General features: G+C 64.6%; 16 protein-coding genes and 1 tRNA gene. 9 read left to right on the top strand and 8 right to left on the bottom strand.

Features of this window, described 5'->3' with window-relative positions; genetic code table 11:
• The first annotated feature begins 118 nt into the window (after positions 1-118).
• The 4 genes from EWV37_RS06595 to EWV37_RS06580 are packed head-to-tail and all read left to right on the top strand — an operon-like array spanning position 119 to position 8,261.
• The gene (locus EWV37_RS06595; protein ID WP_129700580.1) at positions 119-1,588 is read left to right on the top strand and encodes a pyridoxal phosphate-dependent decarboxylase family protein; all 1,470 of its coding nucleotides are present in this window, start codon (positions 119-121) and stop codon (positions 1,586-1,588) included.
• Complete coding sequence (locus EWV37_RS06590) at positions 1,585-3,591, top strand: GNAT family N-acetyltransferase (protein ID WP_129700578.1); 2,007 nt, start codon at positions 1,585-1,587, stop codon at positions 3,589-3,591. Before EWV37_RS06595 ends, EWV37_RS06590 begins: the two co-directional genes overlap by 4 nt.
• Positions 3,592-3,627: 36 nt before the next feature.
• A complete protein-coding gene (locus tag EWV37_RS06585; RefSeq protein ID WP_129700576.1) occupies positions 3,628-5,451 on the top strand; it encodes an IucA/IucC family protein in 1,824 nt (607 codons plus the stop codon).
• Positions 5,448-8,261 (top strand): GNAT family N-acetyltransferase, encoded by a 2,814-nt coding sequence (locus EWV37_RS06580; protein ID WP_129700574.1) that lies wholly within the window; start codon positions 5,448-5,450, stop codon positions 8,259-8,261. Before EWV37_RS06585 ends, EWV37_RS06580 begins: the two co-directional genes overlap by 4 nt.
• Positions 8,262-8,344: 83 nt before the next feature.
• Here the strand turns inward: EWV37_RS06580 and ettA are convergent, their stop codons facing one another.
• A complete protein-coding gene (gene ettA / locus EWV37_RS06575; RefSeq protein WP_129700572.1) occupies positions 8,345-10,027 on the bottom strand; it encodes an energy-dependent translational throttle protein EttA in 1,683 nt (560 codons plus the stop codon).
• 146 nt (positions 10,028-10,173) lie between these two features.
• Complete coding sequence (locus EWV37_RS06570) at positions 10,174-10,779, bottom strand: single-stranded DNA-binding protein (RefSeq protein ID WP_095798243.1); 606 nt, start codon at positions 10,777-10,779, stop codon at positions 10,174-10,176.
• Positions 10,780-11,078: 299 nt separating this feature from the next.
• On the opposite strand from EWV37_RS06570, the gene EWV37_RS06565 reads away from it, so the two are divergent.
• Positions 11,079-11,154 (top strand) — tRNA-Arg (locus tag EWV37_RS06565).
• A gap of 789 nt (positions 11,155-11,943) precedes the next feature.
• On the opposite strand, the gene EWV37_RS06560 is transcribed toward EWV37_RS06565, so the two are convergent.
• Positions 11,944-15,015, bottom strand: coding sequence for a bifunctional [glutamine synthetase] adenylyltransferase/[glutamine synthetase]-adenylyl-L-tyrosine phosphorylase (locus tag EWV37_RS06560; RefSeq protein WP_129700570.1), 3,072 nt, complete (start codon positions 15,013-15,015; stop codon positions 11,944-11,946).
• A gap of 11 nt (positions 15,016-15,026) precedes the next feature.
• Positions 15,027-16,370: a type I glutamate--ammonia ligase gene (gene glnA / locus EWV37_RS06555; protein ID WP_095798244.1), complete on the bottom strand. Its 1,344-nt coding sequence runs from the start codon at positions 16,368-16,370 to the stop codon at positions 15,027-15,029.
• Positions 16,371-16,536: 166 nt separating this feature from the next.
• On the opposite strand from glnA, the gene panB reads away from it, so the two are divergent.
• Entirely contained in the window at positions 16,537-17,391 is an 855-nt protein-coding gene (gene panB, locus EWV37_RS06550) for a 3-methyl-2-oxobutanoate hydroxymethyltransferase (protein ID WP_129700568.1), read from the top strand.
• A 65-nt stretch (positions 17,392-17,456) separates the two neighbouring features.
• On the opposite strand, the gene EWV37_RS06545 is transcribed toward panB, so the two are convergent.
• Positions 17,457-17,633 (bottom strand): SPOR domain-containing protein, encoded by a 177-nt coding sequence (locus EWV37_RS06545; RefSeq protein ID WP_129700566.1) that lies wholly within the window; start codon positions 17,631-17,633, stop codon positions 17,457-17,459.
• Between the two features lie 188 nt (positions 17,634-17,821).
• Between EWV37_RS06545 and map the strand changes: the two genes are divergently transcribed.
• Entirely contained in the window at positions 17,822-18,718 is an 897-nt protein-coding gene (map, locus tag EWV37_RS06540) for a type I methionyl aminopeptidase (RefSeq protein WP_129700564.1), read from the top strand.
• A 72-nt stretch (positions 18,719-18,790) separates the two neighbouring features.
• Positions 18,791-19,627, top strand: a complete 837-nt coding sequence (gene ppgK / locus EWV37_RS06535) for a polyphosphate--glucose phosphotransferase (protein WP_129700562.1) — start codon at positions 18,791-18,793, stop codon at positions 19,625-19,627.
• Positions 19,628-19,724: 97 nt separating this feature from the next.
• Here the strand turns inward: ppgK and EWV37_RS06530 are convergent, their stop codons facing one another.
• Genes EWV37_RS06530 through EWV37_RS06520 form a run of 3 tightly spaced genes read right to left on the bottom strand, consistent with a single transcriptional unit; the run spans position 19,725 to position 21,560 of the window.
• Positions 19,725-20,639: a Sir2 family NAD-dependent protein deacetylase gene (locus EWV37_RS06530; protein ID WP_095798248.1), complete on the bottom strand. Its 915-nt coding sequence runs from the start codon at positions 20,637-20,639 to the stop codon at positions 19,725-19,727.
• On the bottom strand, positions 20,639-21,100 hold the full coding sequence (locus tag EWV37_RS06525) for a peroxiredoxin (protein ID WP_129700560.1): 462 nt from the start codon (positions 21,098-21,100) through the stop codon (positions 20,639-20,641). Before EWV37_RS06525 ends, EWV37_RS06530 begins: the two co-directional genes overlap by 1 nt.
• 43 nt (positions 21,101-21,143) lie before the next feature.
• Positions 21,144-21,560: a DUF3052 domain-containing protein gene (locus EWV37_RS06520; RefSeq protein ID WP_095798250.1), complete on the bottom strand. Its 417-nt coding sequence runs from the start codon at positions 21,558-21,560 to the stop codon at positions 21,144-21,146.
• Between the two features lie 333 nt (positions 21,561-21,893).
• Here EWV37_RS06520 and aceE point away from each other — a divergent pair, with 333 nt between their 5' ends.
• Entirely contained in the window at positions 21,894-24,632 is a 2,739-nt protein-coding gene (gene aceE, locus EWV37_RS06515; protein ID WP_129700559.1) for a pyruvate dehydrogenase (acetyl-transferring), homodimeric type, read from the top strand.
• The last annotated feature ends 58 nt before the right edge of the window (positions 24,633-24,690 follow it).

Genomic DNA, 24,690 nt, shown 5'->3' with positions numbered 1-24,690 from the left:
TTAGTTCGTGTTCGACGGATCACACAAGCAATGTTAGGTTAGCCTAACCTACTCGATATTAGAGCATAGTCGTATGCCCTAATTCATGTTTTTGACCCCTACGGGAAGACGCACTTTCATGAGCTCACCGTTGCTGAATGGCTCAACCGTCCCTCACCTCATGCGGGCCGTCACCACGGCCACCGCCGCCGGCGCCGCCCGGTTGGCCGCAGCCGACATCCCCCACAGTCCGGCCGACCATGACCAGCTGCGCAGCATGTTCGACCGGGTTGACCTCAACGAACACCTGCGCGATTTGGATTCCGCCATCGACGAGATCGACCGGTTGTGGTTGCAGCACGCCGTGTGGTTCCACCACCCCCAGGCCATCGCCCACCTGAACTGTCCCGTGGCCCTTCCGGCCGTCGCTGCCGACGCACTGGCCGCGACCGTCAACACCTCGATGGATACGTGGGACCAGTCCAAGGGAGCAACGTTGATCGAACGAAAAATTCTGGCGTGGACCGCAGAGCAGATCGGATTCCCCCGCGAGGCGGACGGAATGTTCACCCCCGGCGGCACCACGTCCAATTTGCAGGCGCTCATGCTGGCCCGGGACGAATCGCTGGAGGCGAGCGGGCGGATTCCCGGAGCGGCTCCCCGCCCCGTCCGCGCGGCCCGGCTGCGGATCCTGGCGAGCGCCGAGAGTCATTTCTCGGTGGTCACGGCCGCGCGCATCCTGGGTCTCGACGACGACGCCGTGGTCACCGTTCCCGTCGACGCGGACGGCCGCATGTGCGTTGCCGCGCTGAACGAGTTGGTCAACGGTCTCGAACAGCAAGGTCTCACTGCGCTGGCCGTGGTCGCCACGGCCGGTACCACGGACCGCGGTGTGGTGGATCCGCTCGATGAGATTGCCGCGCTGTGCCGCACCCACAAGGTGTGGTTGCACGTGGACGGGGCCTACGGCGGAGGGTTGCTCGCCAGTACCCGTCATCGCGGAAAGCTCGCGGGCATCCAGCACGCGGATTCGGTGACCATCGACTTCCACAAGACGTGGTTCCAACCGGTGAGCTGCTCGGTGGTGATGGTTCGGGAGGGCCGTACGCTGCGGCACTGCACCCACCACGCGGCATATCTCAACCCCGCGGACACCCCCGAGCCCAATCAGGTGGACCGTTCGCTGCAGACCACGCGCCGCTTCGACGCGCTCAAGATCTGGCTCACCCTGCGCACTCTGGGTGCCGAGGTGATCGGGGACATGCTCGATCAGGTCATCGAGTTGGCCCAGCAGGTCGCGGACACCTTGGAACAAGACCCGCGCTTCGAACTCGTGTGCCGTCCTTCATTGAGCACCGTGTTGTTCCGCTGGCTCCCATCGGACGGCACCCCGCCGGACGACCTGGTCCGCGCGATCAGGCGCCGGGTGTGGGAATCGGGCCACGCCACGATTGCCGAAACCGTGATCGAGGGCCGCCCGTGCCTGAAGATCACGCTGCTCAATCCTGAGGCAACCCATGCGGACGTCATGAGCGTCATGACACTCATCCACCGCGCCGGCCAATCCCTGCTCGCACCCTCCGCCACCTACCGGGAGGCCGCGGTATGACTTCGCAGCATTGTTCTCCCGCCACACCGACTGCGACGACTCACGGAGCGGAAGACGAACCGCTCGATATGCTGTGCGTTGGTATCGGGCCGTTCGGCCTGGGTCTCGCGTGTCTCGCGGACCCACTCGACAACCTGTCGGTCGCGTTCCTGGACCGGGCACCAGAATTCAACTGGCACCCCGGTCTGCTCTTCGACCGAGCGACCCTGCAGGTTCCGTTCCTTGCCGACCTGGTCACCATGGCGGACCCCACTTCGCGGTTCTCGTTCTTGGCCTGGCTCAAGGAGACGGGCAAGCTCTACCCGTTCTACGTGCGCGAATCCTTCTACCCATTGCGCCGCGAGTACAACGACTACTGCCGCTGGGCCGCCCATAACGTGCGCGGACTGCACTGGGGCCAGAACGTCGTGGCCGTCACCCGATCTGCCACCGGGGACCCGTGGCGAGTGACTTCTGATGGGCCGGACGGGCCCACCACGTGGTGGACCCGTCACCTGGTGATCGGCACCGGAACCAGTGCCACGGTGCCTCCTCAGCTCGACGGCGTCGGCCGGGCTGCCGTGCACGCCGGCGAGTACCTGACCCATCGCGAGCGCCTGGCCGCCGAGAACCACGTGACCGTCGTGGGTTCCGGTCAGTCGGCGGCGGAGGTCGTGCTGGACCTTCTCAACACCGAGGACGGACCCGCGGTCGACTGGATCACTCGGTCTCCGCGTTTCTTCCCCATGGAGTACTCCAAGCTGAGCTTGGAACTCACCTCGCCCGAGTACCTGGATCATTTCCGCGCCCTGCCGGAGCAGACGCGCGATCGTGTCAATGCCTGCCAACCACAACTGCACCGGGGCATTTCCGACGAGACCATCAGTGAGTTGCACGAGGCGTTGTACGTGCGCCGTAACTCCGGTTCGCACGCTCCGGTTCGGTTGCTCGCCGCCACGGAACTGACCCGGTCACAATCCCACGATGGCAGAGTGCTGCTGTCCTGGCGGAACACCGAGAACGGCCACGAGCGGGAGACGATCACGGACGCCGTGGTGGCCGGCACCGGGTACGCCCCGTCCTCACTGCCGTGGCTGGAAGAGGCGCGGGACCAGCTGTTCCTGGATTCTGCAGGTCGCATTTCGCCGGACCGCTACCACCGCGCCAGCGCGGACGGCACCGTGCACGTGCTCAACCACGGTGAACACACTCACGCTCTCACCGCTCCCGACCTGGGAATGGGACCGCTGCGCAACGCCCACATCCTCAATCGCATCGTTGGCTCGAAGCAGTACAGAACCGAGGAGCGCACCACCTTCCAGAGCTTCGGGAGGCTCCCCCAAGCGCGACCAGTGCCGTGTCTGGACGGGGCGCCCGGTGCCGTCGGTAATGGTGACGATATTCGGTTCACGACCGAGTGCCAGTGGCGGCGCTTCGAGTTCCGGCATGTGGCCGTCGACCGTGACCTTCCGGTGCTGCATGACTGGTTGAGCCAGCCGCGCGCGGCCGCGTGGCACCTGGTGGACGCATCGCAGCAAGCAGTGGCCACCGAGTATCGCCGCATGGCCGAAGCCCCCTCGGAAACAGCGTGGTTGGTCCACGAAAATGGTCACCCGTTGGCGCTCGTAGAAACCTACGACCCGGCATGCAGTCCGTTGACTGAGGTGTTCCCCGTGCGCGACGGAGACGCCGGACTGCACCTGTTCCTGGCACCCACCTCCGAACCGGTGAGTGGCACGACCGGCGCGGTCATGGCCGCCGCCCTGGACCTGCTGTGGGCGGACCCGGTGGTTCAGCGAGTGCTCGTGGAACCCGATGTACACAATCACGCGGTGCGAGCGGTCAACCGCAAAGCGGGATTCCGGGAGCTGGAGCACGTGGTCCTCCCGGACAAGACAGCGTGTCTGTCCGTGCTGGAACGGCCGCTTGCGTCCCAAAACTCTTGGCGCGACGTCGGCGGAGCGAACACCACGCGATGGGAACCCGCCGAGCAGCGGCCCGCCGTCCTGGACTCATCGATCTGAACCCGTCGTACTGACCTCGACACACCAAGGATTCTCATGACTTTCGATCACACAACCGACAGCATTACGTCACCTGTCGATCCGTGGGTCACGCCCACGGCCCCGCCGGAACTCACCGCTGCGGCAACGGACGCTCTGCACCGAGCCGTGCTGGCCAAATTGTTCTCCGAATTCACCCACGAACGCATGCTCAGCCCCCAACCCGATGGCGACGGCTGGTCCGTCAGCGATGACAGTGGGCGCATCCGGTGGTGGTTCCGGGCAACTCGACATCCCCTGAACCACTGGGAGGTTGAACCGGAATCGATTCGGCGGCTGCCCGCCGGTGAGAACCGGGACCCGCAGCAGGCCATCCTGGACCTGCGCAGCACGCTGGGTATCGCGGACGCCGTTCTTCCGCTGTACCTGGAGGATCTCTCGGCCACCATGCTCACGATGGCCCGCCGACGGGCCGGCCTGGCGCCGTCGTCGTGGGAACTGGCTCATAGCCCGCTGGCCGAGGTGGAGCGGTACCTGGACCGGGGACACCCAGGTTTCGTCGCCAGTTCCGGGCGCGTGGGCATGGGCGCGAACGAACAGGAGGCGTGGTCCCCAGAGGCTGCAAACCCCACGCGGCTCGTGTGGCTCGCGGCTCGTAAATCCTTGTGCACCGTGTCCCTGTCGAGCGAACTGACCGAGCGCGAACACCTCGATCTGCACCTGCTGCCGACCGAACAGGAACAGGTCGACCGCGCGGTGCGCGCCGCGGGTGAAAATCCCCGTGAGTACACGCCGATCCCCGTGCACCCGTGGCAGTGGGAACATCGCATCCTGCCGGGAATGCTTCCCGACGTACTGCGGCACGACCTGATCCTGGCCGGTCCGAGCGCGCACGGCTGGCGGGCCCAGCAATCGTTGCGCACGTTCCTGGACGTGGACGACCCCTCTCGGGACTACGCCAAGACCGCGCTGGGCGTGCACAGCATGGGGTTTTTGCGCGGGCTCTCCCCTGCGTACATGCGCACCATGCCCGCGATCAGCGACTGGCTGCACCAGACCGTGACCTCGGACCCGTTTCTGATGGAATCCGGGATCCGGGTGCTGCGAGAACGATCGTCGGTCGGGTGGACCGGGGATGCGCATCACCGATCGGGAGTCTCTTCCGATCACACGAAACAGCTCGCGGCGCTGTGGCGGGAATCGACGATTTCGCTGCTGCGCATCGACGAACACGCGGCCAGCCTGGCCGGGGTGCTGCACACCGATCCGTTCGGTGGCACGTTGATCGGGGCCTGGATCGAGCGTTCGGGGGCCACCGCTCACGACTGGGTTCGAGCCCTCCTGAACGTGTACCTCGTGCCGGTCTCGCACCTGCTGCTGGCCCACGACATAGCGCTCATGCCACACGGCGAGAACGTGATTCTGCGGCTACGCAACGGATTCCCGGTCGGAGTGTTCTGGAAGGACCTGGGCGAGGAACTCGCCGTGCTCAGTGACCGCCCGGTGCCCGAGGAGCTTGAGCGGATTCGCACGGTGGTTCCGCCCGAGACGCGCGAGTTGTCCATTCATACGGACGTCGTCGACGGCGTGTTGCGTCACCTGGCCGTGCTCCTGGATGGCCACGGGCTGCTGCCAGAACCCGAGTTCTGGTCACTGGCCGCAGAGGTCCTGGATGAGCACCGCGATCGTTTTCCCGGCCACTGGCGTGAGCTGGACTTGTTCCGAGACCGCTTTGTGCATTCGTGCCTCAACCGGTTGCAGCTTCGCAATCCGCAGCACATGGTGGACCTCACGGATCCGGCCGGGTCATTGGCCCTCGCGGGTCGTTTGGAGAACCCCTTGGCGCGCTACCGGACGGCCCGAGTGGGTGGCACCCCATGACACCAGAACTGTCAGGAGCCGGGTGGCGGGTGTTCCGCGACCCGGCCGGTGTGCCCCACGTCCAAGGTTCGGACCTCAAGAGCTTGGCCACGGGCCACGGGGCGATCACAGCGGTGGATCGGCCGTGGCAGCTGGAGGTACTGCGGCGTCGGGCGGAAGGGCGATCGGCGGAACTGTTGGGCCCCGATCAGGTGGACGCCGATCACCTGTCCCTGGCCATGGAGATCGAGCTCACGGCACTGCGGTGGTGGAAGGCCGCTGGCACGGAGGACCAGCAATTTCTCGCGGCCTACGCGGACGGGGTCAACGGCTCGATCGGGTCCGCATGGGCCGAGTGCCCGGAAGCGCTGGAGCTCGGGTTGGCCGATCTGGAACCGCGACCGTGGCAGCCGTGGACGCCTCTGGCCGTGCACCTTGATGCGCATCTGCTGTCCGGTTCACTGCCGGAGCAGGTATGGCGGCACCGGGTACGAACCACGCTGGGTGACGAGTGGGGGCCCGTGCTCGATGCGGAAACTCCACGCGGTTCCGGTTCCAATGCGTGGCTCGTGCCCGCGGACCTCTCGGTGTCAGGAGCGCCGTTGATCGCCGCGGATCCCCACCGCGTGGTCGAGGAATCCGGACCGTACCAGCCCGTGTGTTTCTCGGCTCCCGGTCTGCGGGTCCGCGGCCTGGCGCTCGTGGGACTGCCCGGCGTGCCGCATTTCGGACGCACCGAGTCCGCCGCCTGGGCGATCACCGCGGCCATGACCACCACCGAAACCCTGTGTGAGGTGACGGTGCAACGCCGTACCGACGGGCTCGTCGCGGTGGATACCGGCGAGTCTTTGGATGAGCGCGCCGTCGATCTGAGGTCAGCGCATTGCGGCACCCAGACGCGCTGGGTGCGCCGGTGCTCGGGCGGGTTTGTGCTCCCCGGGGACGCCGGCGCCGAGCAACGGCTTCTCGCGCTTGCCGAGGGCGAGTGCGCCCGGGTTCTCGTAGTTCGCCCGGCTGTACCGTGCGCGCCCGAACGAGCCGTTTCTGCATGTCGGGAACTATTGGGCGCGATATCCGTGGCGGACGTTGCGGCCGCGTGGCAGGGCTGGGTGGTCCCCGTCAACGATGTGATCGCCGCCGACCGCACCGGCGCGTGCCTACACACGGTCGCGGGCAGCTACCTGCCTGCGCCGTGCAACGACGACGCCGCCGCGCCTGTGGGTGCCTTTGGTTCCGTTGGATCCCGGGAGCCGTCCGGGGCCACTCATGCACGTGGCTCTTGTGGCTCTCGTGGCTCTCGTGGCTCTCGTGGCTCTCGTGGCTCTCGTGGCGAGCATCTCGACCACGTTATGGTCAGGGCCAATCAGCGGCCGGCCGATGAGCATGAGTCCGCGGCGAGGCTCGGCTGCGCTCCCCCGCACCGAGCGCGACGGGCAACCCAGCTGCTCGAGCAAGCCATTGCGGAGCGTGGCGTCGTGAGCCATGAGGATCTGCTGGCCGCGCAAGTGGACACCCACCTGGGCACTTGGCCGGGGCTGTTGGCGCAGCTTTTGGGAGACCGCGGACCTGTCGCGAAGACTCTCCGCGACTGGTTATTGGCCTGGGACGGCGACATGTCCGCCGATTCCGAAGTCGCGGCGCTGTTTGCTCGGTGGCGTGATACCTTCGCCCGGGAACTGGCCGCCTCGGAGGTCCTCACACCGCTGCTTGCCTCCAGCCGACTACCCGCCCTGTGGCAACCGTTCCTCGACCCGGTGGCTCGGGTGGGACTGGCGCTGGAGAGCATCGTGGTGCGCGGTCAACGGGTTGGCTTTGATCCGCGAGTCGCGGCCGTCAGGGCCTTGGACAGTGTGGCGGCCGAACACCCCGAAGCAATGGACACCGCCGGTAGTCGCTCGGTTGAGAACCAGCCGAGTTGGGGTCTTTTGCACGCCTTCGCACCCCACCGCGCCCACCCGGACCTTCCACCCTTCACTGCTGTTCCGGTCGGTGGAGACACCGATTGTCTACTGTCCGCGGGAACCATCCCCGGCTGGGGTCCGGCGTGTGCCCGTGTCCCGGCGGCCAGGGTGTTGTGGGATCTGGCCGACCCGGCGGCGTCGTGGTGGATCACACCGGACCCCGTGGATCGTGGCTCACTCGGGTCCGCGCCGGTACTTCGCTGGGCCGCGGGCGAAATGGACCACGCCCTTCCCTGGGTTCCCGCCGGCGGACTCGAGCCGACCGATGCGCCCCTGCACCTCGGAAGGCTGTCGGACGGTCTCGCGGCGGTGGGGCGGCCCTTCGTGCCCGTGGTCGGTTCCGCCCAGGATGTGAACGATGTGGTGAGCGGTCACCTCTCGCTGCGCCCGGTGGATGCCGCCCGGGACTGCGAATTGATCTACTCATGGGTCCAGGAGGAACGTGCCCGGTTCTGGGGCATGAACGATCTCACGTTCGAGCAGGTCCGCGACCTCTACGCGTTCCTTTCCACCACGACCACGCACCACGCGTGGCTCATCGAACTCAACCAACGACCGCTCGGACTGTTCCAGACCTACGAACCGCACGCTGACATCACCGGCGCGTTCTACACGGTGGAGCCGGGAGATCTGGGAATTCACGTGCTCCTGGCGCCGGTCCGGAACCGGGTCCCCGGCATGACCGACGCGATCAGCGCACTGATCCAATGCGAAATCATCAAGCAGGGCCGCACGCGCCGGATCGTGGCGGAACCCGATGCGTCCAACGACCTCGCGCTCGCGCGACTGCAGGCCATCGGATTCACCCTCGGCCCGGTCATCGACCTTCCCCACAAGTCCGGGCGGCTCGCGTTCTTCACGCTGCCCTAGAACACCCGCAAGAACGACGACGCCGCCCCGGCACCTTTCGTGCGAAAGGTGCCGGGGCGGCGTCGTCGAACTGGTGCTCGCCCTTAGTCGCGAGTGAGGCGACGGTGGGTGAGGCGACGGGGACGTGCGGCCTCCGGGCCGAGACGCTCCATCTTGTTCTCCTCGTAGGATTCGAAGTTGCCCTCGAACCAGTACCAGTTGTCCGGGTTCTCCTCGGTACCTTCCCAGGCGAGGATGTGAGTGGCCACGCGGTCCAGGAACCAACGATCGTGAGAGACCACCACGGCGCAGCCGGGGAATTCCAGCAACGCGTTCTCCAGGGAACCGAGGGTTTCCACATCCAGGTCGTTGGTGGGCTCATCCAGCAGCAACAGGTTGCCGCCCTGCTTGAGGGTCAGCGCCAGGTTGAGGCGGTTGCGCTCACCACCGGAGAGCACACCGGCCTTCTTCTGCTGATCCGGGCCCTTGAAGCCGAACGCGGAGACGTACGCGCGGGACGGCATTTCGACCTTGCCCACGTTGATGTAGTCCAGGCCGTCCGACACGACCTCCCACAGGGTCTTCTCCGGGTCGAGATTCTCGCGGTTCTGGTCAACGTAGGAGATCTGGACCGAGTCGCCCACCTTGAGATCGCCGTCGTCGAGCGGTTCCAGGCCCACGATGGTCTTGAACAGCGTGGACTTACCGACACCGTTGGGGCCGATCACACCCACGATGCCGTTGCGCGGCAGGGAGAACGAGAGATCCTTGATGAGCGATCGATCGCCGAAGCCCTTCTCCAGGTCCTCGGCCTCGATCACCAGGTTGCCCAGGCGGGGTCCCGGCGGGATCTGGATTTCCTCGAAGTCCAACTTGCGGGTCTTCTCGGCTTCCGAGGCCATTTCCTCGTAGCGCGCCAGACGCGCCTTGGACTTGGCCTGACGACCCTTGGCGTTGGAGCGCACCCAGTCGAGTTCTTCCTTCAGACGCTTGGCCTGCTTGGCGTCCTTCTTGCCCTGGACTTCCATGCGCTTGGCCTTGGTGTCCAGGTAGGTGGAGTAGTTGCCCTCGTAGGGGTACAGGCGACCGCGGTCGACCTCACAGATCCACTCGGCCACGTGATCCAGGAAGTACCGGTCGTGGGTCACGGCCAGGACGGCACCGTGGTAAGCAGCCAGGTGCTGCTCGAGCCACAGCACGGACTCTGCGTCCAGGTGGTTGGTGGGCTCATCGAGGAGCAGCAGGTCGGGCTTCTGCAGCAGCAGCTTGCACAGCGCGACACGACGACGCTCACCACCGGAAAGGACCTTCACGTCCGTTTCGGGCGGCGGGCAGCGCAGCGCATCCATGGCCTGCTCGAGCTGGGAGTCGAGGTCCCACGCGTTCGCGGCGTCGATCTCTTCCTGGAGCTTGCCCATTTCTTCCATGAGCGCGTCGAAGTCAGCGTCGGGCTCGGCCATTTCGGCGGAGATCTCGTTGAAGCGATCGAGCTTGCCCTTGATCTCGCCAACGCCTTCCTCGACGTTGCCCAGAACGGTCTTCTCTTCGTTCAGCGGCGGCTCCTGCAGCAGGATGCCCACGGAGTAACCGGGGGTCAGCCGCGCCTCGCCGTTGGAGGGCTGGTCGATGCCAGCCATGATCTTCAGGATGGTCGATTTACCAGCACCGTTGGGACCCACAACGCCGATCTTGGCGCCGGGGTAGAACGACATGGTGACATCGTCCAGAATGACTTTGTCGCCCACTTTCTTGCGGGCTTTGGACATGGTGTAAATGAATTCCGCCATACCCTCCAGGCTACCGCGCCCGCGCGCCTCTTCCAGCCACGTTCAGCTCCCAGCGCGCAGCTCCCCCGACGACGCCGCTCCGTTGCGTTACCGGGGTCACACGTGGGCCCCGGTAACGCGCGGCGGATGTCTTGGGTGGTTCGTTTTCAGTCGCTCCCCACTCCGACCGGGGTGCGCTCCTCGGAATCCTCCTCCACGGAGTCCTCATCGGCGTCCAGGCCCTGGGTCAGATCACTCAAGGGTGTGAAGGTGTCGTCGGGATCGGATTGGATGATTTCTCCGTGACCGTGCGCGTCCAGTCGCTCGTTGTCCTCGAGTCCCGCGATCTTGGCGCCGATTTCATCCTGGGTGGCTTCATCTGCTCCGCCGGCTGCATTATGCGGACGTTGGCCCTGACCACCAATGCGGGAGAAGTTGGCCGTACCGAAGTTGAGGTCATGGCCGATGGCTGTGGCGTCGACCTGCACGGTGGTGCGCGGGCCGTTGTCCGACATCCATTCCTGAATCTGAAGCTTTCCGGTCACGATGACCGGTTGCCCGCAGCGCACGCTGTTCATCACGTGCATGGCCAATCCGCGGAAGCACCGTACGGAATACCAGTTGGTGCTGATATCCACCCACGTGTTCTTCTCCGCGTCGAAACGGCGTGTGGTGGTGGCCAAGCGGAAGCGCGCGGCAACGGTGCCGTCGTCGAACAGATGGGACTCGGGGTCTTTGCCGACGAATCCTCGGAGGGTGATGTGCTCAGGCATGGGATGCTCCTTCGGGTGAGCCATCCCCGCGGCTCGTGGAACGGCGAGGACGGAACCGGTGCCCCAGAAATGAGGGGTGTCTCCACCGTGCCTCTCGTGATGCGCTGCCGATCCAGCAGATCCCCCAAATGTGGATGAACGGGGTGATGGAGCTCTTGGGCGCCAGCTGTGCAGTGCAAGCGCCGTGGCTGATGTCCCCAGGCCAGGACATAACCGCCCAACGACATGGTCCGAGCCGGTCTCTGACGTGAGCCAGCGGCCCAAGCGTTGCTACACTGTATTGGCGCTTCACGCGCTCCGCCTCGGTAGCTCAGTGGATAGAGCAGGAGCCTTCTAATCTCTTGGTCGGGGGTTCGATTCCCTCTCGGGGCGCCAAAAACCTGCCGATACATCTGAGGGGCCGTTGGAACCTTTTTTCCCAGTGGGAAGGGTTCCAACGGCCCCCCAGATGTGGTTGGCGGTCCTGGTAACGCCTAGCGTGCGTCCGGACCCGAGCCCAATGCCTCGCACCTCGTGCTCAGTGCCCAGTGCGTTTCGGACTCTGTCCTTTGTCTTGTGTCTTCTGTCTTTTGCCAGCTATCTGGGTCCAGGTCCCCCGGGTGTCACCCACCCTGCGATTCCGCTGCCCGAGCCGCGTGTCTGCATTCTGATCGACGTCGGGACCACGATGACTGATCCCCCGCATTCTGATCGACGCCGAAACCACGATGACTGATCCCACGCATTCTGATTGACCGTGGAGCCAAGAATCGAAAGAGTTGAGGCTTTATTGTCGATCAGTTTGCACCGATGTCTTCGGCCCGGGTCCTACCGTCGACCGAAATGCACCGGCTGCCCGGGCCAGGGTCTCACCGTCGACTCGTGTCGGCACCTCCGGCCGCCAAGCGCCGAAAAATCCTGCAGATACGTCTGAGGGGCCGGTGGAACCCTTTTTCCCAGTGGGAAGGGTTCCACCGGCCCCTCAGGTGTTGCAGATGGTTCTATCAGCCCCCGGCGTGCGCGCGCTACGTTGCCACAGACCTCATCGCCTCTTGCCTCTTGCCTCTTGCCTCTTGCCTCTTGCCTCTTGCCTCTGCGAGTGTCCACGCCTATTGCCAATGCGACTGCCCATGCCAATCCCAACGTCAATGGCAATCGCAATCGCAATGCCAAGAGAGCACACGCCTAGTGCCCGTAGAACACCCGCTCGAACACGGTGCGGGACTGCCGGGTGATCCGTAGGTAATCCTCTTCCAGCTGTGATGCCGAACCGGGTTCGTACCCGATCCACCGGGCCACGGCTTCCAGGTCCACACGACGCGACGGCACGGAGTCCGAGGAACGGCCCGAGCGCAATACGTTGCCGTTTCTGATGGCCGTCGCCAGTGTCCACGCGCTCTTGAGCACCTGGGCGTCCTGGGGTGCCAAGAGATCGGCCTCGACCGCAGCTTCCAGCGCAGCCAGGGTCGATGTGGTGCGCAGGCCCTCGACCTTGTGACCGTGCTGCAACTGCAGCAGTTGAACCAGCCACTCGACATCCGAGAGCCCGCCACGACCGAGCTTCAGCTGGCGATTGGGGTCTGCACCGCGCGGCATGCGTTCACTCTCCACGCGGGCCTTCATGCGGCGCACGTCGATGAGCTGACGGTCGGTGAAATCCGCCGGATACCGGAAACGGTCGAACACTCGAACGAGCGCCGTGGCGACGTCCTCGTTGCCCGCCATGTATCGAGCCCGCGTGAGCGCCTGGAACTCCCAGGTCTGACCCCACCGGTCGTAGTACTGGGCGAAGGACTCCACCGAGCGAGCCATGGGACCCTGCTTGCCCTCGGGCCGCAGATCGTTGTCGATCTCCAACGTGCGCTCGGCAATGATGGGCGGCTTGCACGGCATCTTGAGCAGCTGCACCATGCGCGCGAAAATCTTCTCGGCCTGGGAACGTGCATCGCTGGATTCGGCTCCGTCGCGCGGCTCGAAGGCGTACATCACGTCCGCATCCGACCCGTATCCGATCTCCCGGCCACCTTGACGACCCATGGCCACGACCATCAGATCGGCCAGGTTCTCCTTGTCATCGCCCTCGCAGAGCTCTCGCTGCGCAATGTACAGAGCCCCCATCACGGTGGCCTGATCCACGTTGGACAGCCCGGTCACGACCGATTCGACCGAAGCCAAACCGCTGGTGTCCGCGAGCGCAATGCGCAACTGTTCGCGGCGTCGAATTTGCCGGATGGCGCGAATGGCCTCCTCGGGCTCGGGGTGCCGTTGCAACTGGGTGCGCATTTCCTTGGCGAGTTCATCCAGGGCGCGCGGTCGCAACTGCGGATCATCACCCAGCCAGGCAATTGCCTGCGGCGAGGTTTCCAGCAGGTCCGAGACGTACCGGGAGCTGGACAGGATCTGGCACAGTCGCTCGGCTGCGGCGTTCGAGTCGCGCAGCAGGCGCAGGAACCATGGGGTGTTGCCCATGGCCTCGGAGATTTTCCGGAAGTTGAGCAGACCGGCGTCCGGGTCCACACCCTGCGCGATCCAGTCCAACAACACCGGCAGCAGAGTTCGTAGGATCTCCGCACGTCGGCTGACCCCACGGGACAGCGCCTCGATGTGACGCATGGCCGCCTTGGTGTCCTGATAACCCAGGGCCGCCAAGCGGTCCAGCGCGGATTCGGTGGTGAGCGTCGTATCCGTGGGTGCGTTGGCCAGCGCAGCCAGCATGGGGCGGTAGAAAATCCGCTCGTGCATGGTGCGCACGGTGCGTTTGACCTTGGTCCAGTCCTCCGTGAGTACCTTGCCCGTCGGGTGACGGTTCTCCCCCGCGCCATCCACGGAGCGCGCGACCACGGACAGTTCCCGTTCGTCCCGCGGCATGAGGTGGGTACGGCGCATCCGGAACAGTTGGATGCGATGCTCGAGCAGGCGCAGCCACCGGTAGCTGCGGTGGAATTCCTCACCGTCGCTGCGGGAAATGTACCCACCGGCGGAGAGCGCCACGAGCGAATCGGTGGTGGCCTTGGTGCGCACGGTTTCATCGCTGCGACCGTGCACGAGCTGCAGCAACTGCACGGTGAATTCGACATCGCGCAAACCACCCGGGCCAAGCTTGATCTGGCGGTCCCGATCCGCTTCCGGGATATTGTCCGTGACCCTGCGCCTCATGGCTTGGACGGATTCCACGAATCCCTCGCGCTCGGCAGAGGACCACACGAACGGTGCAATGGCGTCCTCGTAGCGGTCCCCCAGCTCGCTGTCGCCGGCAATGGCTCGGGCCTTGAGTAATGCTTGGAACTCCCACGACTTGGCCCAGCGCTTGTAGTAGCGCACGTGCGAATCCAGCGTGCGGACGAGTGGCCCGTCCTTGCCCTCGGGCCGGAGGTTGGCGTCCACTTCCCACAGCGCCGGCTCCGGACCGGACGTCATGATTGCGCGTGCCATGCCGGAGGCCAGACTCGTGGCAATCTCCGTAGCCAGCTGTTCGTCCGGCGCCTCGCCCTGGTCAGCGGCCTTGACGTCGACGACGTACACCACGTCCACGTCGGAAATATAGTTCAGCTCGCGGGCACCACACTTGCCCATTCCGATCACGGCCAAGCGCACCTGATCAACCAGGGATTGATCCCATTGTTCATTGGCCTCCGCGCGGGCCACGGCCAAACCCGCCTCTATGGCGGCTCCGGCCAGATCTGCGAGCTGTCGGCCCACGGACGGCATGTAGTCCACGGGATCCAGCGCGCCGACGTCGCGAATGGTCACCTTGGTGATGCCCCGCCGGTACGCGACCCGCAGCGCCTTGTAGGCTTCTGCGCCGGTTTCGGTGGCGGTGGGAATTTCGGACTCGGGATCCGCGCCGACCGATTCCAGTAGGGCGTCCCGGAAGACGTCCGCGTTGTCATGACCGGGTTTGTCCTGGGGTTCGATATCCAGCAGATCCAGGTTGTGCGGGGCCCGCAGCAAGAATTCACCGAGGGCTTCGGAGGCACCCAACAGCCGGAACATGGTTTCGGACTTCCGCGGATCACCGTTAACCCGCTTGACGATCTCCGGATGCTGTTCGATCAAACGCACGATCAACTGCAACGCCGCATCCGGTGACGCGGCATGGGCCAGCCCGTCGAGCAGCAGCTCCAGATCGACGTCGTCGAGTTCACGGAAGCCCAGCCAGCGCCTGGCGTTGGTGACGTCCGCGAACCCGATGGAGATCAGCCGCTTGGCCGAGATCTTCTCCGCGCGTTCCTTGGCAGTTCCTTCCGTTGCCCCCATGGCCCCCACGCCTACAGGATTCCTAGGTTGGTACGCAGCTCGTAGGGGCTGACCTCCACCCGGTAGTTGTCCCAATCCCGGCGCTTGTTCCGCAGGAAGTAGTCGAAGACCTGCTCGCCCAGCAGCTCCGCCATGAATTCCGATTCCTCGGTCTGGCGGATGGCTTCGTGCAGGCTCGTGGGCAACGGCTGGTGGCCCACTGCACGGCGTTCGGCACTGCTCATGGCGAAGACGTCGTCCATTTCAACCGGCGGCAGCTCGTACTCGTTCTCGATGCCTTTGAGACCGGCACCCAGTAGCGCGGCGTAAGACAGGTACGGGTTGGTCGCGGAGTCGATGCCGCGGTACTCGATGCGGGAGGACTGCACCTTGTCCGGCTTGTACAGCGGTACGCGCACCAGGGCCGAGCGGTTGTTGTGTCCCCAGGACATGTAGGACGGTGCTTCGTCACCGGCCCAGAGTCGCTTGTAGGAGTTCACGAACTGGTTGGTCACGGAGGTGAACTCGGGTGCGTGGCGTAACAAGCCGGCGATGAAGTGCCGGCCGGTCTTGGACAGTCGGAACTCCGCGCCGGCCTCGTAGAACGCGTTGGTGTCACCCTCGAAGAGGGAGAAGTGGGTGTGCATGCCCGAACCGGGCTGGCGGGAGAACGGTTTAGGCATGAAGGTCGCGTAGATGCCCTGGGACAACGCCACTTCTTTGACGATCGTGCGGAACGTCATGATGTTGTCCGCGGTCTGCAGCGCATCCGCGTAGCGCAGGTCGATTTCGTTCTGGCCGGGCCCGGCCTCGTGGTGGGAGAACTCCACAGAGATCCCCACGGACTCGAGCATATTCACCGCGGTGCGGCGGAAATCCTGTACAACGCCGCCGGGAACGTGATCGAAATAGCCTTCGTAGTCCACGGGGGTGGGTTCACCGGTCTTGGGATCCAGCTCCGAGGATCGCAGCAGGTAGAACTCGATCTCCGGGGCGGTGTAACACGTGAAGCCCATGTCCGCGGCCTTGTTCAGGACTCGCCGGAGCACGCCACGCGGATCGGAGGCGGAGGGCTCACCGTCAGGGGTCTTGAGGTCGCAGAACATACGGGAGGTGGGTTCATCGTCCCCGCGCCACGGCAGCAACTGGAACGTGGAGGGGTCCGGCTGCAGCAGCATGTCGGATTCGTAGACGCGTGAGAGTCCCTCGATCGACGAGCCGTCGAAACCCAAGCCCTCATCGAACGCGGCTTCGACCTCGGCGGGGGCCAGCGCGACAGACTTCAACGTTCCCACGACATCCGTGAACCACAGACGCACGAATCGCACGTCACGATCCTCAATGGTTCGCAAAACGAATTCTTGCTGCCGATCCATGTGGAGCCACCTCGGGTATCTCGACCGTGTTGCGGATGTGGTCGCGGCACCGTGACGTCCCCGTCACAGGTGAGCCGCTACCCCAACTCTAACGGCAGGTACCCACACGCAGACGCGACGCACGGGCTCCCGGGGCGTGCGGCGTCGTCGGCGGTACCCTGGAGCAATGACCGCTACGCCCCAGTCAGACCAGGCCTCGACGACCCCCTCGCTGAGTGAGGTGACCCGCGTGCGCACGGTGCATTTGCAGCGTGCCAAGGCGCAGGGTGAGAAATTCGCAATGCTCACCAGCTACGACTCCCTGACGGCAGCCATTTTCGACGGCGCCGGCGTGGACGTCCTGCTCGTGGGAGACTCCGCAGGTAACAACGTGCTGGGTTACGAAACCACCATCCCGGTCACCGTCGACCAGATGATCCCCTTGGCCGCCGCCGTGGCTCGCGCAGCTCAGCGCGCTCTTGTGGTCGTGGATCTGCCCTTCGGTTCCTACGAGGAATCCCCCGAACAAGCGGTTCGCACCTCGGTGCGCATCATGAAGGAAACCGGCGCCCACGCCGTGAAACTTGAGGCCGGTGAGGAACTGGCCCACCACGTGGCCGCGGTGGTGCGGGCGGGCATTCCCGTGATGGGCCACGTGGGATTCACGCCCCAGTCCGAACACGCGCTGGGGGGCTACCGGGTCCAGGGCAAGGGCGACGCCGCCGCCAAGCTGATTGCCGATGCTCAAGCCGTGCAGGCGGCCGGGGCCTTCGCCGTGGTCCTGGAAATGGTCTCCGCGGACGCCGCGGAGGAGGTCGAGGACATCCTCTCGATTCCCACCGTGGGCATCGGTGCCGGCAACTCCACCACGGGTCAGGTGCTCGTGTGGCAAGACATGTTGGGGCTGAGGACCGGACGCATGCCGCGATTCGTCAAGCAGTACGCTCAGCTGTCCGAGACCATCGGTGACGCCGTGGGCAGCTACGTGGCCGAGGTGAAGTCCGGCACGTTCCCCGCTGAGGAGCACAGCTTCCGCGGCTGACCTCGATCCAGACACGGCAATGGCCCGGACGTTGACGTCCGGGCCATGTGCATGTTCGAGGTGTCTTACTCGCCCTTGTAGGCGGCGTCCTCATCGTCCCAGCGCTTGGTGTTCTCCGCGGCAGTCTTCAGCGCACGCGAAGCTTCCTCACGAGTGGCATACGGCCCCATGAGCTTGCGATAGTCGTCCTTGGGCCCCTCCTCGACCTGCTTGGTGTACAGGTTGTACCAGTACTCAGCCATGACATTCCCTCACTCTCACGGCGCTGCGCGCCCTTCGACGGTTCAATCCACGGGACGTGAAACCCTGGACCTCTGCCCGGCTCTGCTCCGAGCGTCTAAGGATTAGGCTAGTGCCAAGACCCGCGCAGTGCCCGCATACCGCCCGGCAGCTGCCCTTCGTTTCAACCCGTTGGAGGCAACGACCCACCGTGACATCGCACAACCTGGCCCCAGCTCCCGGATCCACCGCTCCCGTCGGGGACCTCAAACCGGGGATCATCGGACCCTCACGGACGGTCCCCGCCTCGATCACTCGCCCCGAATATGTGGGCCGTATGGATGCCAATGAAGGCAATGACTCCAACATGTACACCCCGGAGGAGATCGAGCTGGTCCGCGAAGCCGGTCGCATTGCGGCCCGCGCCCTCGAACTGGCCGGTGCCGCGGCACAACCCGGTGTCACCACCGATGAACTCGACAGCATCGCCCACGAGTACATGTGCGATCACGGCGCCTACCCGTCGTGCCTGGACTATCGCGGTTTCCGCAAGTCCATCTGCACGTCCCTCAACGAGGTCATCTGTCACGGGATCCCCGACTCCACCGTGCTCGAGGACGGGGACATCGTGAACCTGGATGTCACCGCGTACAAGAACGGAATGCACGGCGACACCAACGCAACCTTCCTGGTGGGCGACGTGGACGAGGACTCCCGGCTCCTGGTGGAACGCACCCGCGAAGCCACCAACCGCGCGATCAAGGCCGTTCGCCCGGGTCGCGAGATCAACGTGATCGGTCGGGTCATCGAGAAGTACGCCAAGCGTTTCAACTACGGCGTGGTCCGCGACTTCACCGGTCACGGCGTAGGGCGCGAGTTCCACTCCGGGCTGATCATCCCGCATTACGACGCCGCCCCCGGCTACAGCACCGAGATGAAGCCGGGCATGATCTTCACGATCGAGCCCATGCTGACCCTCGGATCGATCGCGTGGGACCAGTGGGACGACGATTGGACCATCACCACTTCCGACAAGCGTCGCACCGCCCAGTTCGAACACACCATGGCTGTGACAGAAGACGGCGTGGACGTACTCACCCTGCCGTAAACTAACCGCACATTCGGGGGTAGAACACTGCCCCTGACCACCTGGTTTCACCGTGAACCGAGAGGACCGTTCATGAGCCCCACCAACCCTTCGAAGGCCCCTTCGACGCTCGGCATCGGAGTTGATATCGGCGGTACCGGCACCAAGGGCGGGATCGTCGATCTCAGGACCGGGGAGCTCGTGGGCGACCGGTTCCGCATCCCCACGCCCAAGCCGGCCACCCCGGAGGCCGTGGCCACCGTGGTCAAGCAGATCGTGGACGAACTGCAGTCCCGCCCCGACGCCCCGGCTCCGGACTCGCACGTGGGCATCGTGTTCCCGGCCATCATCAAGGACGGCGTGGCGCTCTCGGCCGCCAACGTGGACAAGTCATGGATCAACACCAACGTGGATGCGCTCATGACCGAAACCCTGGGCCGTGAAGTGGAGGCTCTCAATGACGCCGACGGCGCCGGGTTGGCGGAGGCGTACTACGGCGCGGGCCGCGACAAGACCGGTTTGGTCATGGTCATCACCCTGGGCACCGGCGTCGGATCCGCAATGATCCTCAACGGCCAGCTGGTTCCCAACGCCGAGCTAGGCCACCTGGAAATCGACGGCCACGACGCCGAGACCCAGGCATCGGCGGCGGCTCGCGAACGCGAGGATCTACCATGGAAGAAATGGGCCAAGAAGCGACTGCAGCGGTATTTCTCCCACGTGGAGTTCCTGTTCTCCCCGTCCCTGTTCATCATTGGCGGCGGTGTGTCCAAGAACTCCGAGAAGTTCGTGCCGTACCTGGACCTGAAGACCCCGGTAGAGATTGCCTCACTGCGCAATAACGCGGGAATCGTGGGTGCTGCCCTGTGGGCCCAGCAGTGCCGTGATGCACAGGCGGCCAAGGCAGTGATCGACCCCGAGAAGAAGTAGCACGAACCCCGAACGCAAAGAATCCCGTTGGTACCGCGGCTTCCCCTCCGCAGTCCCAACGGGATCTTCGTGTTCTAGTTTATGTAGCTCTGGCGATTCAATCAACACCACGGAGCAGTTCATCTGTGAGCGATCGCAGGAACCCGCCCACGAACGCGTCCACCTTGACCGTGGCCAGGTGATCGGAGCCCGTGACCCCGTGATTGACGATGACCACGGGAATCCCGTTGCTCACCGCCCGACGCACATACCGTTTGCCGGAATTGACTGTCAATGACGTGCCCGCGACAAGAAGTGCCTCGGCCCTGTCGACCACCAGTTTTGCGTAACGCACCCGCTCCGCCGGCGCGTTCTCGCCGAAGAACACCACGTCGGGTTTGAGGATCCCGCTGCACACCGGGCAGTCCAGGATGTTGAAGTGCTCGGTGTGTTCAATGGTGGCGTCCGCGTCCGGCGCGTATTCGATGTCGTGGCGCGTGGCGACGTCGTCGTAGAACCCGGGATTCAACGCATCCAAGCGATCCGACAACACCGCACGGGGAATGGTGGAGCGGCAACGGGTGCAGATCACCCGTTGATGGGTGCCGTGCAGGTCCAGGACGTCGATACATCCGGCTTTTTGATGCAACCGGTCGATGTTCTGGGTGATGATTCCGCAGAGCGAGCCCCGGTGTTCCAATTCCGCCAGGGCCGCGTGCGCCTCGGAAGGTTTAGCCTGGGCGACGAAGTGCCATCCGAACTGGTTACGCGCCCAGTAATGACGACGCATCCGTTTCGAGCCCATAAATTGCTGGTAGGTCATGGGCGTTCGTGGTTTCGCCCCGGGGCCCCGATAGTCCGGGATACCGGAATCGGTGCTGACGCCCGCGCCCGTGAGGACCGCCAACCGCCGTCCCGACAACGCGGAAACCGCCGCTGGCAGTCCAGCGGCGGCATCGAGGGCATGAGGATCCGGAAACTGTGTCGCGTCCAGGGGCGCCCCGTAGCCGGCGCGAATCACCCGAACGGGCATCAGTGCTGCTCGAGTTGGGCCAGCGCCTGTTCGAGGCGCTCCAATTGCCGGGGTTCCGTGACCTCGGACTCGAAAGCGTCCACGATCACGCCCTGGGAATCAAGGACAAACGTCTGCCGCTTGGCGTAACCGCCGTCCTCGGACAGAACGCCGAAGCGCCGGCTGACATCACCGTGGGGCCAGAAATCCGACAGCAACTCGAAGTCATAGGATTCCTGGCGTGCGAAAGCGTCCAGGGTGAAAGAACTGTCGGTGGAGATCCCCAGCACCTTGGCGTTGCTCATCTCGAACACTTCGGGGTGGTCCTGCAGATAGCACAGCTCACTGGTGCACACGGGTGAGAACGCGAACGGGAAGAAGATCAACACCGCGGGGTTGCCGCGCAGCTGTGAGAGCGTCACCGCGGTGCCGCGCTGGTTGGGCAGGGTGAAATCCGGTGCGGAAGACCCGACGGAGATCATGGGAGCAGCTCCTGGCGTGGCTGGTGGGTGATCGCGCACATGGTCAGAAATTGCGCTTGGGTGCCAACCGGGTGACGGACCAGTCCGCGGAAACCCGCGCGGTGGTGGTCACGTGCAACCCCGCGGTGGGGGCAGCATCTTGCACGTCGGCCGGGGAAACGTGGCCTTCGCGGCCGGCCTTGGGGGTCAGCAGCCAGACCACACCGCCCTCGTCAAGGGTCGTCTGGACGTCCACGAGTTCGTCCACCAGGTCTCCGTCGCCGTCGCGCCACCACAGAATGACGGCGTCCACCACTTCCTGGGCCTCGTCATCGAACAGCTCAGAGCCGATGGTGGCTTCGATCTGGTCCCGCAACTGAGCGTCGACGTCGTCGTCGTAACCGAACTCCTGGACGTAGTCGCCGTCCTTAAAATTGAGCTGGTCCACCGCGGACTCGTCGGGGGCCTTTGCCTCGCTCACCGTATATACTCCTTCTCGATGTAGACGTGCAACCGCCCACAGTGCCGATGCACTGACGGATGTCGTGGCCGACGGGTGCCGGACCGAACATATAAACGGTGCGATACAAGACAACACCGGATTCGAGTCTCGTTCAAGCTCCACCGCATGGAAAGCGCGGATTCAAATTGTTGTGACGACTTCTATGTGACGCGCGGAACCAGAGCCTGCCGGTATGATCACTGACCATTTATGACACGATATAGAGCAAAGCGGTACGTCCCACAGCGGGCACCGATGACGCTCCTCGCCGGGCCACCCCCGATTCACGGAGCCGATGATAGAGAGGTTGAAGTGTCTTCATCCAGCAACCACCACATTCTCAGTGGCTTGACCAATAATCTGGAGGACGCCAACTCCGAGGAAACCCAAGAGTGGATCGAATCCTTCAAGGGTCTGATCGAGACTCAGGGCACCGAACGCGCGCAGTACATCATGCGCGCCATGTTGCAGTACGCGGGTGCGCATTCGGTCGGTGTGCCCATGGTGACTACCTCGGACTACGTGAACACCATTCCCGTGGACCAGGAACCGGAATTCCCCGGCGACGAGGAGATCGAGCGCCGGTACCGCGCGTTCATTCGCTGGAACGCCGCCGTGATGGTCCACCGCGCGCAGCGCCCCGAAATCGGGGTGGGTGGCCATATTTCCTCCTACGCCGGCGTGGCCACCCTCTACGAAGTGGGCTTGAACCACTTCTTCCGCGGACCCGAGCACCCGGGTGGTGGTGACCAGATCTTCTGGCAGGGCCACTCCTCCCCCGGTAACTACGCTCGCGCCTACTTGGAAGGGCGCCTGACCGAGGAACAGCTGGATGCCTTCCGCCAGGAGAAGACCAAGGCTCCCGAGGGGCTGCCCTCGTACCCGCACCCGCGGTGCCTCCCCGATTTCTGGCAGTTCCCCACCGTATCCATGGGTATCGGTCCGATGAACGCCATTTATCAGGCGCAGTTCAACCGCTACCTGCACAACCGCGGCATCAAGGACACCTCCGACCAGCACGTGTGGGCCTTCTTGGGCGACGGCGAGATGGACGAGCCAGAGAGCCGCGGTCTGCTGCAGGTGGCCGCCAACGACAAGTTGGACAATCTCACGTTCGTGGTCAACTGCAACCTGCAGCGACTCGACGGCCCGGTGCGCGGTAACGGCAAGATCATCCAGGAGCTCGAAGCGTTCTTCCGTGGCGCGGGCTGGAACGTCATCAAGGTCGTGTGGGGCCGCGAGTGGGATTCCCTGCTTGAGAAGGACAAGACCGGCGACCTCGTTCGGATCATGAACGAAACGCTCGATGGTGATTACCAGACGTACAAGGCCGAGTCCGGTGGATTCGTGCGCGATCACTTCTTCGGCAAGTCCCCGGAGACCAAGGAATTGGTGGCCGATCTCTCCGATGACGAGATCTGGAACCTGAAGCGCGGCGCTCACGACTACAACAAGGTCTATGCCGCGTATAAGGCAGCACTGGAGCACAAGGGCCAGCCCACGGTGATTCTGGCCCAGGCCATCAAGGGTTACGGACTGGGATCGCACTTCGAGGCGCGTAACGCAACGCACCAGATGAAGAAGTTGACCCTGGACGACCTCAAGGCCTTCCGCGATCGCATGCGCATCCCGATCAGCGACGAAGAGCTCGAAAAGGATCTGTACGGGGCGCCGTACTACCACCCGGGTGCCGATTCGCCGGAGATCAAGTACATGCTCGAGCGGCGTAAGGAACTGGGTGGCTTCACCCCCGACCGCCCGCACGAGCAGAAGGAGATCACCCTTCCCTCGGACAAGGCGTTCAAGTCCGCGAAGAAGGGCTCCGGTAAGCAGCTCGCCGCGACCACCATGGCGTTCGTGCGCATCCTCAAGGATCTGATGCGTGAGAAGGACTTCGGTCAGCGCATCGTGCCGATCGTGCCCGACGAAGCCCGTACGTTCGGTATGGACTCGTTCTTCCCGACGTCCAAGATCTACAACCCGAACGGGCAGAACTACCTGTCCGTGGACCGCGAACTGATGCTGGCCTACAAGGAGTCCGAGCAGGGCGTCATCCTGCACCCGGGTATCAACGAGGACGGCGCAGTGGCCGCGTTCACCGCGGCGGGCACCTCCTACGCCACCCAGGGCGAACCGATGATCCCGTTCTACATCTTCTACTCGATGTTCGGCTTTCAGCGCACCGGTGACGTGTTCTGGGCCGCAGCGGACCAGTTGGCGCGTGGCTTCATCATCGGCGCGACCGCCGGTCGCACCACGCTGGCCGGTGAAGGTCTCCAGCACATGGACGGCCACTCGCCCTTGTTGGCCGCGACCAACCCCGCCGTGATCCACTACGACCCCGCCTACGGCTACGAAATCGCGCACATCATCAAGCGCGGCATCGAGCAGATGTACGGCACGGCCGACGAGGACCACAACGTCATGTACTACCTCACGGTGTACAACGAGCCCATCCACCAGCCTGCCGAGCCGGAGAACGTGGATGTCGAGGGCATCGTCAAGGGCATCTACCTGCTCAAGCCGGCCGAGAACGAGGGTCCCCGTGCGCAGTTGCTCGCCTCCGGTGTGGGTGTGCCGTGGGCCATCGAAGCTCAGAAGATCCTCGCGGAGGACTGGGGTGTTTCCGCCGATGTGTGGTCGGTAACCTCGTGGATCAACCTGCGTCGCGACGCGCAGGCCGCCGAGGAAGAAGCGTTCCTCAACCCCAACGAGGGTGCCCGCACCCCGTACGTGGCCCAGGCTCTGGCGGGTGCCACCGGTCCCGTCGTCGCCACGAGCGACTTCGCCTCGGACCTGCCGGACATGATCCGGCAGTACGTGCCCAACGACTGGGCATCCCTGGGTGCGGACGGGTTCGGATTCTCTGACACCCGCGCCGGCGCTCGTCGCTTCTTCAACATCGACGCTCACTCGATGGTGGTGCGCACTCTGGAGATGCTGGCCAAGCGCGGTGAGGTCGACTGGTCCGCTCCGGCCCAGGCGATCGACAAGTACGACCTGCTCAACCCGAACGCCGGTACCTCCGGCAACGCCGGCGGCGAGGCCTGATCTCGCCGACCGCACGGTGACGGTTCCCGGGACACGCTCCCGGTAACCGTCACCCGGA

The sequence above is a fragment of the Kocuria carniphila genome (assembly GCF_004136555.1).
GTDB lineage: Bacteria > Actinomycetota > Actinomycetes > Actinomycetales > Micrococcaceae > Kocuria > Kocuria carniphila.
The sequence above is the reverse complement of the archived record's forward strand: the minus strand, read 5'-3'. Positions and strand labels throughout refer to the sequence as shown.

What these genes read in the sequence shown, in the direction of transcription:
- EWV37_RS06595 (WP_129700580.1), top strand. Translation starts at nt 119, where the DNA reads ATGAGCTCACCGTTGCTGAATGGCTCAACCGTCCCTCACCTCATGCGG.
- EWV37_RS06590 (WP_129700578.1), top strand. Translation starts at nt 1,585, where the DNA reads ATGACTTCGCAGCATTGTTCTCCCGCCACACCGACTGCGACGACTCAC.
- EWV37_RS06585 (WP_129700576.1), top strand. Translation starts at nt 3,628, where the DNA reads ATGACTTTCGATCACACAACCGACAGCATTACGTCACCTGTCGATCCG.
- EWV37_RS06580 (WP_129700574.1), top strand. Translation starts at nt 5,448, where the DNA reads ATGACACCAGAACTGTCAGGAGCCGGGTGGCGGGTGTTCCGCGACCCG.
- ettA (WP_129700572.1), bottom strand. Translation starts at nt 10,027, where the DNA reads ATGGCGGAATTCATTTACACCATGTCCAAAGCCCGCAAGAAAGTGGGC.
- EWV37_RS06570 (WP_095798243.1), bottom strand. Translation starts at nt 10,779, where the DNA reads ATGCCTGAGCACATCACCCTCCGAGGATTCGTCGGCAAAGACCCCGAG.
- EWV37_RS06560 (WP_129700570.1), bottom strand. Translation starts at nt 15,015, where the DNA reads ATGGGGGCAACGGAAGGAACTGCCAAGGAACGCGCGGAGAAGATCTCG.
- glnA (WP_095798244.1), bottom strand. Translation starts at nt 16,370, where the DNA reads ATGGATCGGCAGCAAGAATTCGTTTTGCGAACCATTGAGGATCGTGAC.
- panB (WP_129700568.1), top strand. Translation starts at nt 16,537, where the DNA reads ATGACCGCTACGCCCCAGTCAGACCAGGCCTCGACGACCCCCTCGCTG.
- EWV37_RS06545 (WP_129700566.1), bottom strand. Translation starts at nt 17,633, where the DNA reads ATGGCTGAGTACTGGTACAACCTGTACACCAAGCAGGTCGAGGAGGGG.
- ppgK (WP_129700562.1), top strand. Translation starts at nt 18,791, where the DNA reads ATGAGCCCCACCAACCCTTCGAAGGCCCCTTCGACGCTCGGCATCGGA.
- EWV37_RS06530 (WP_095798248.1), bottom strand. Translation starts at nt 20,639, where the DNA reads ATGCCCGTTCGGGTGATTCGCGCCGGCTACGGGGCGCCCCTGGACGCG.
- EWV37_RS06525 (WP_129700560.1), bottom strand. Translation starts at nt 21,100, where the DNA reads ATGATCTCCGTCGGGTCTTCCGCACCGGATTTCACCCTGCCCAACCAG.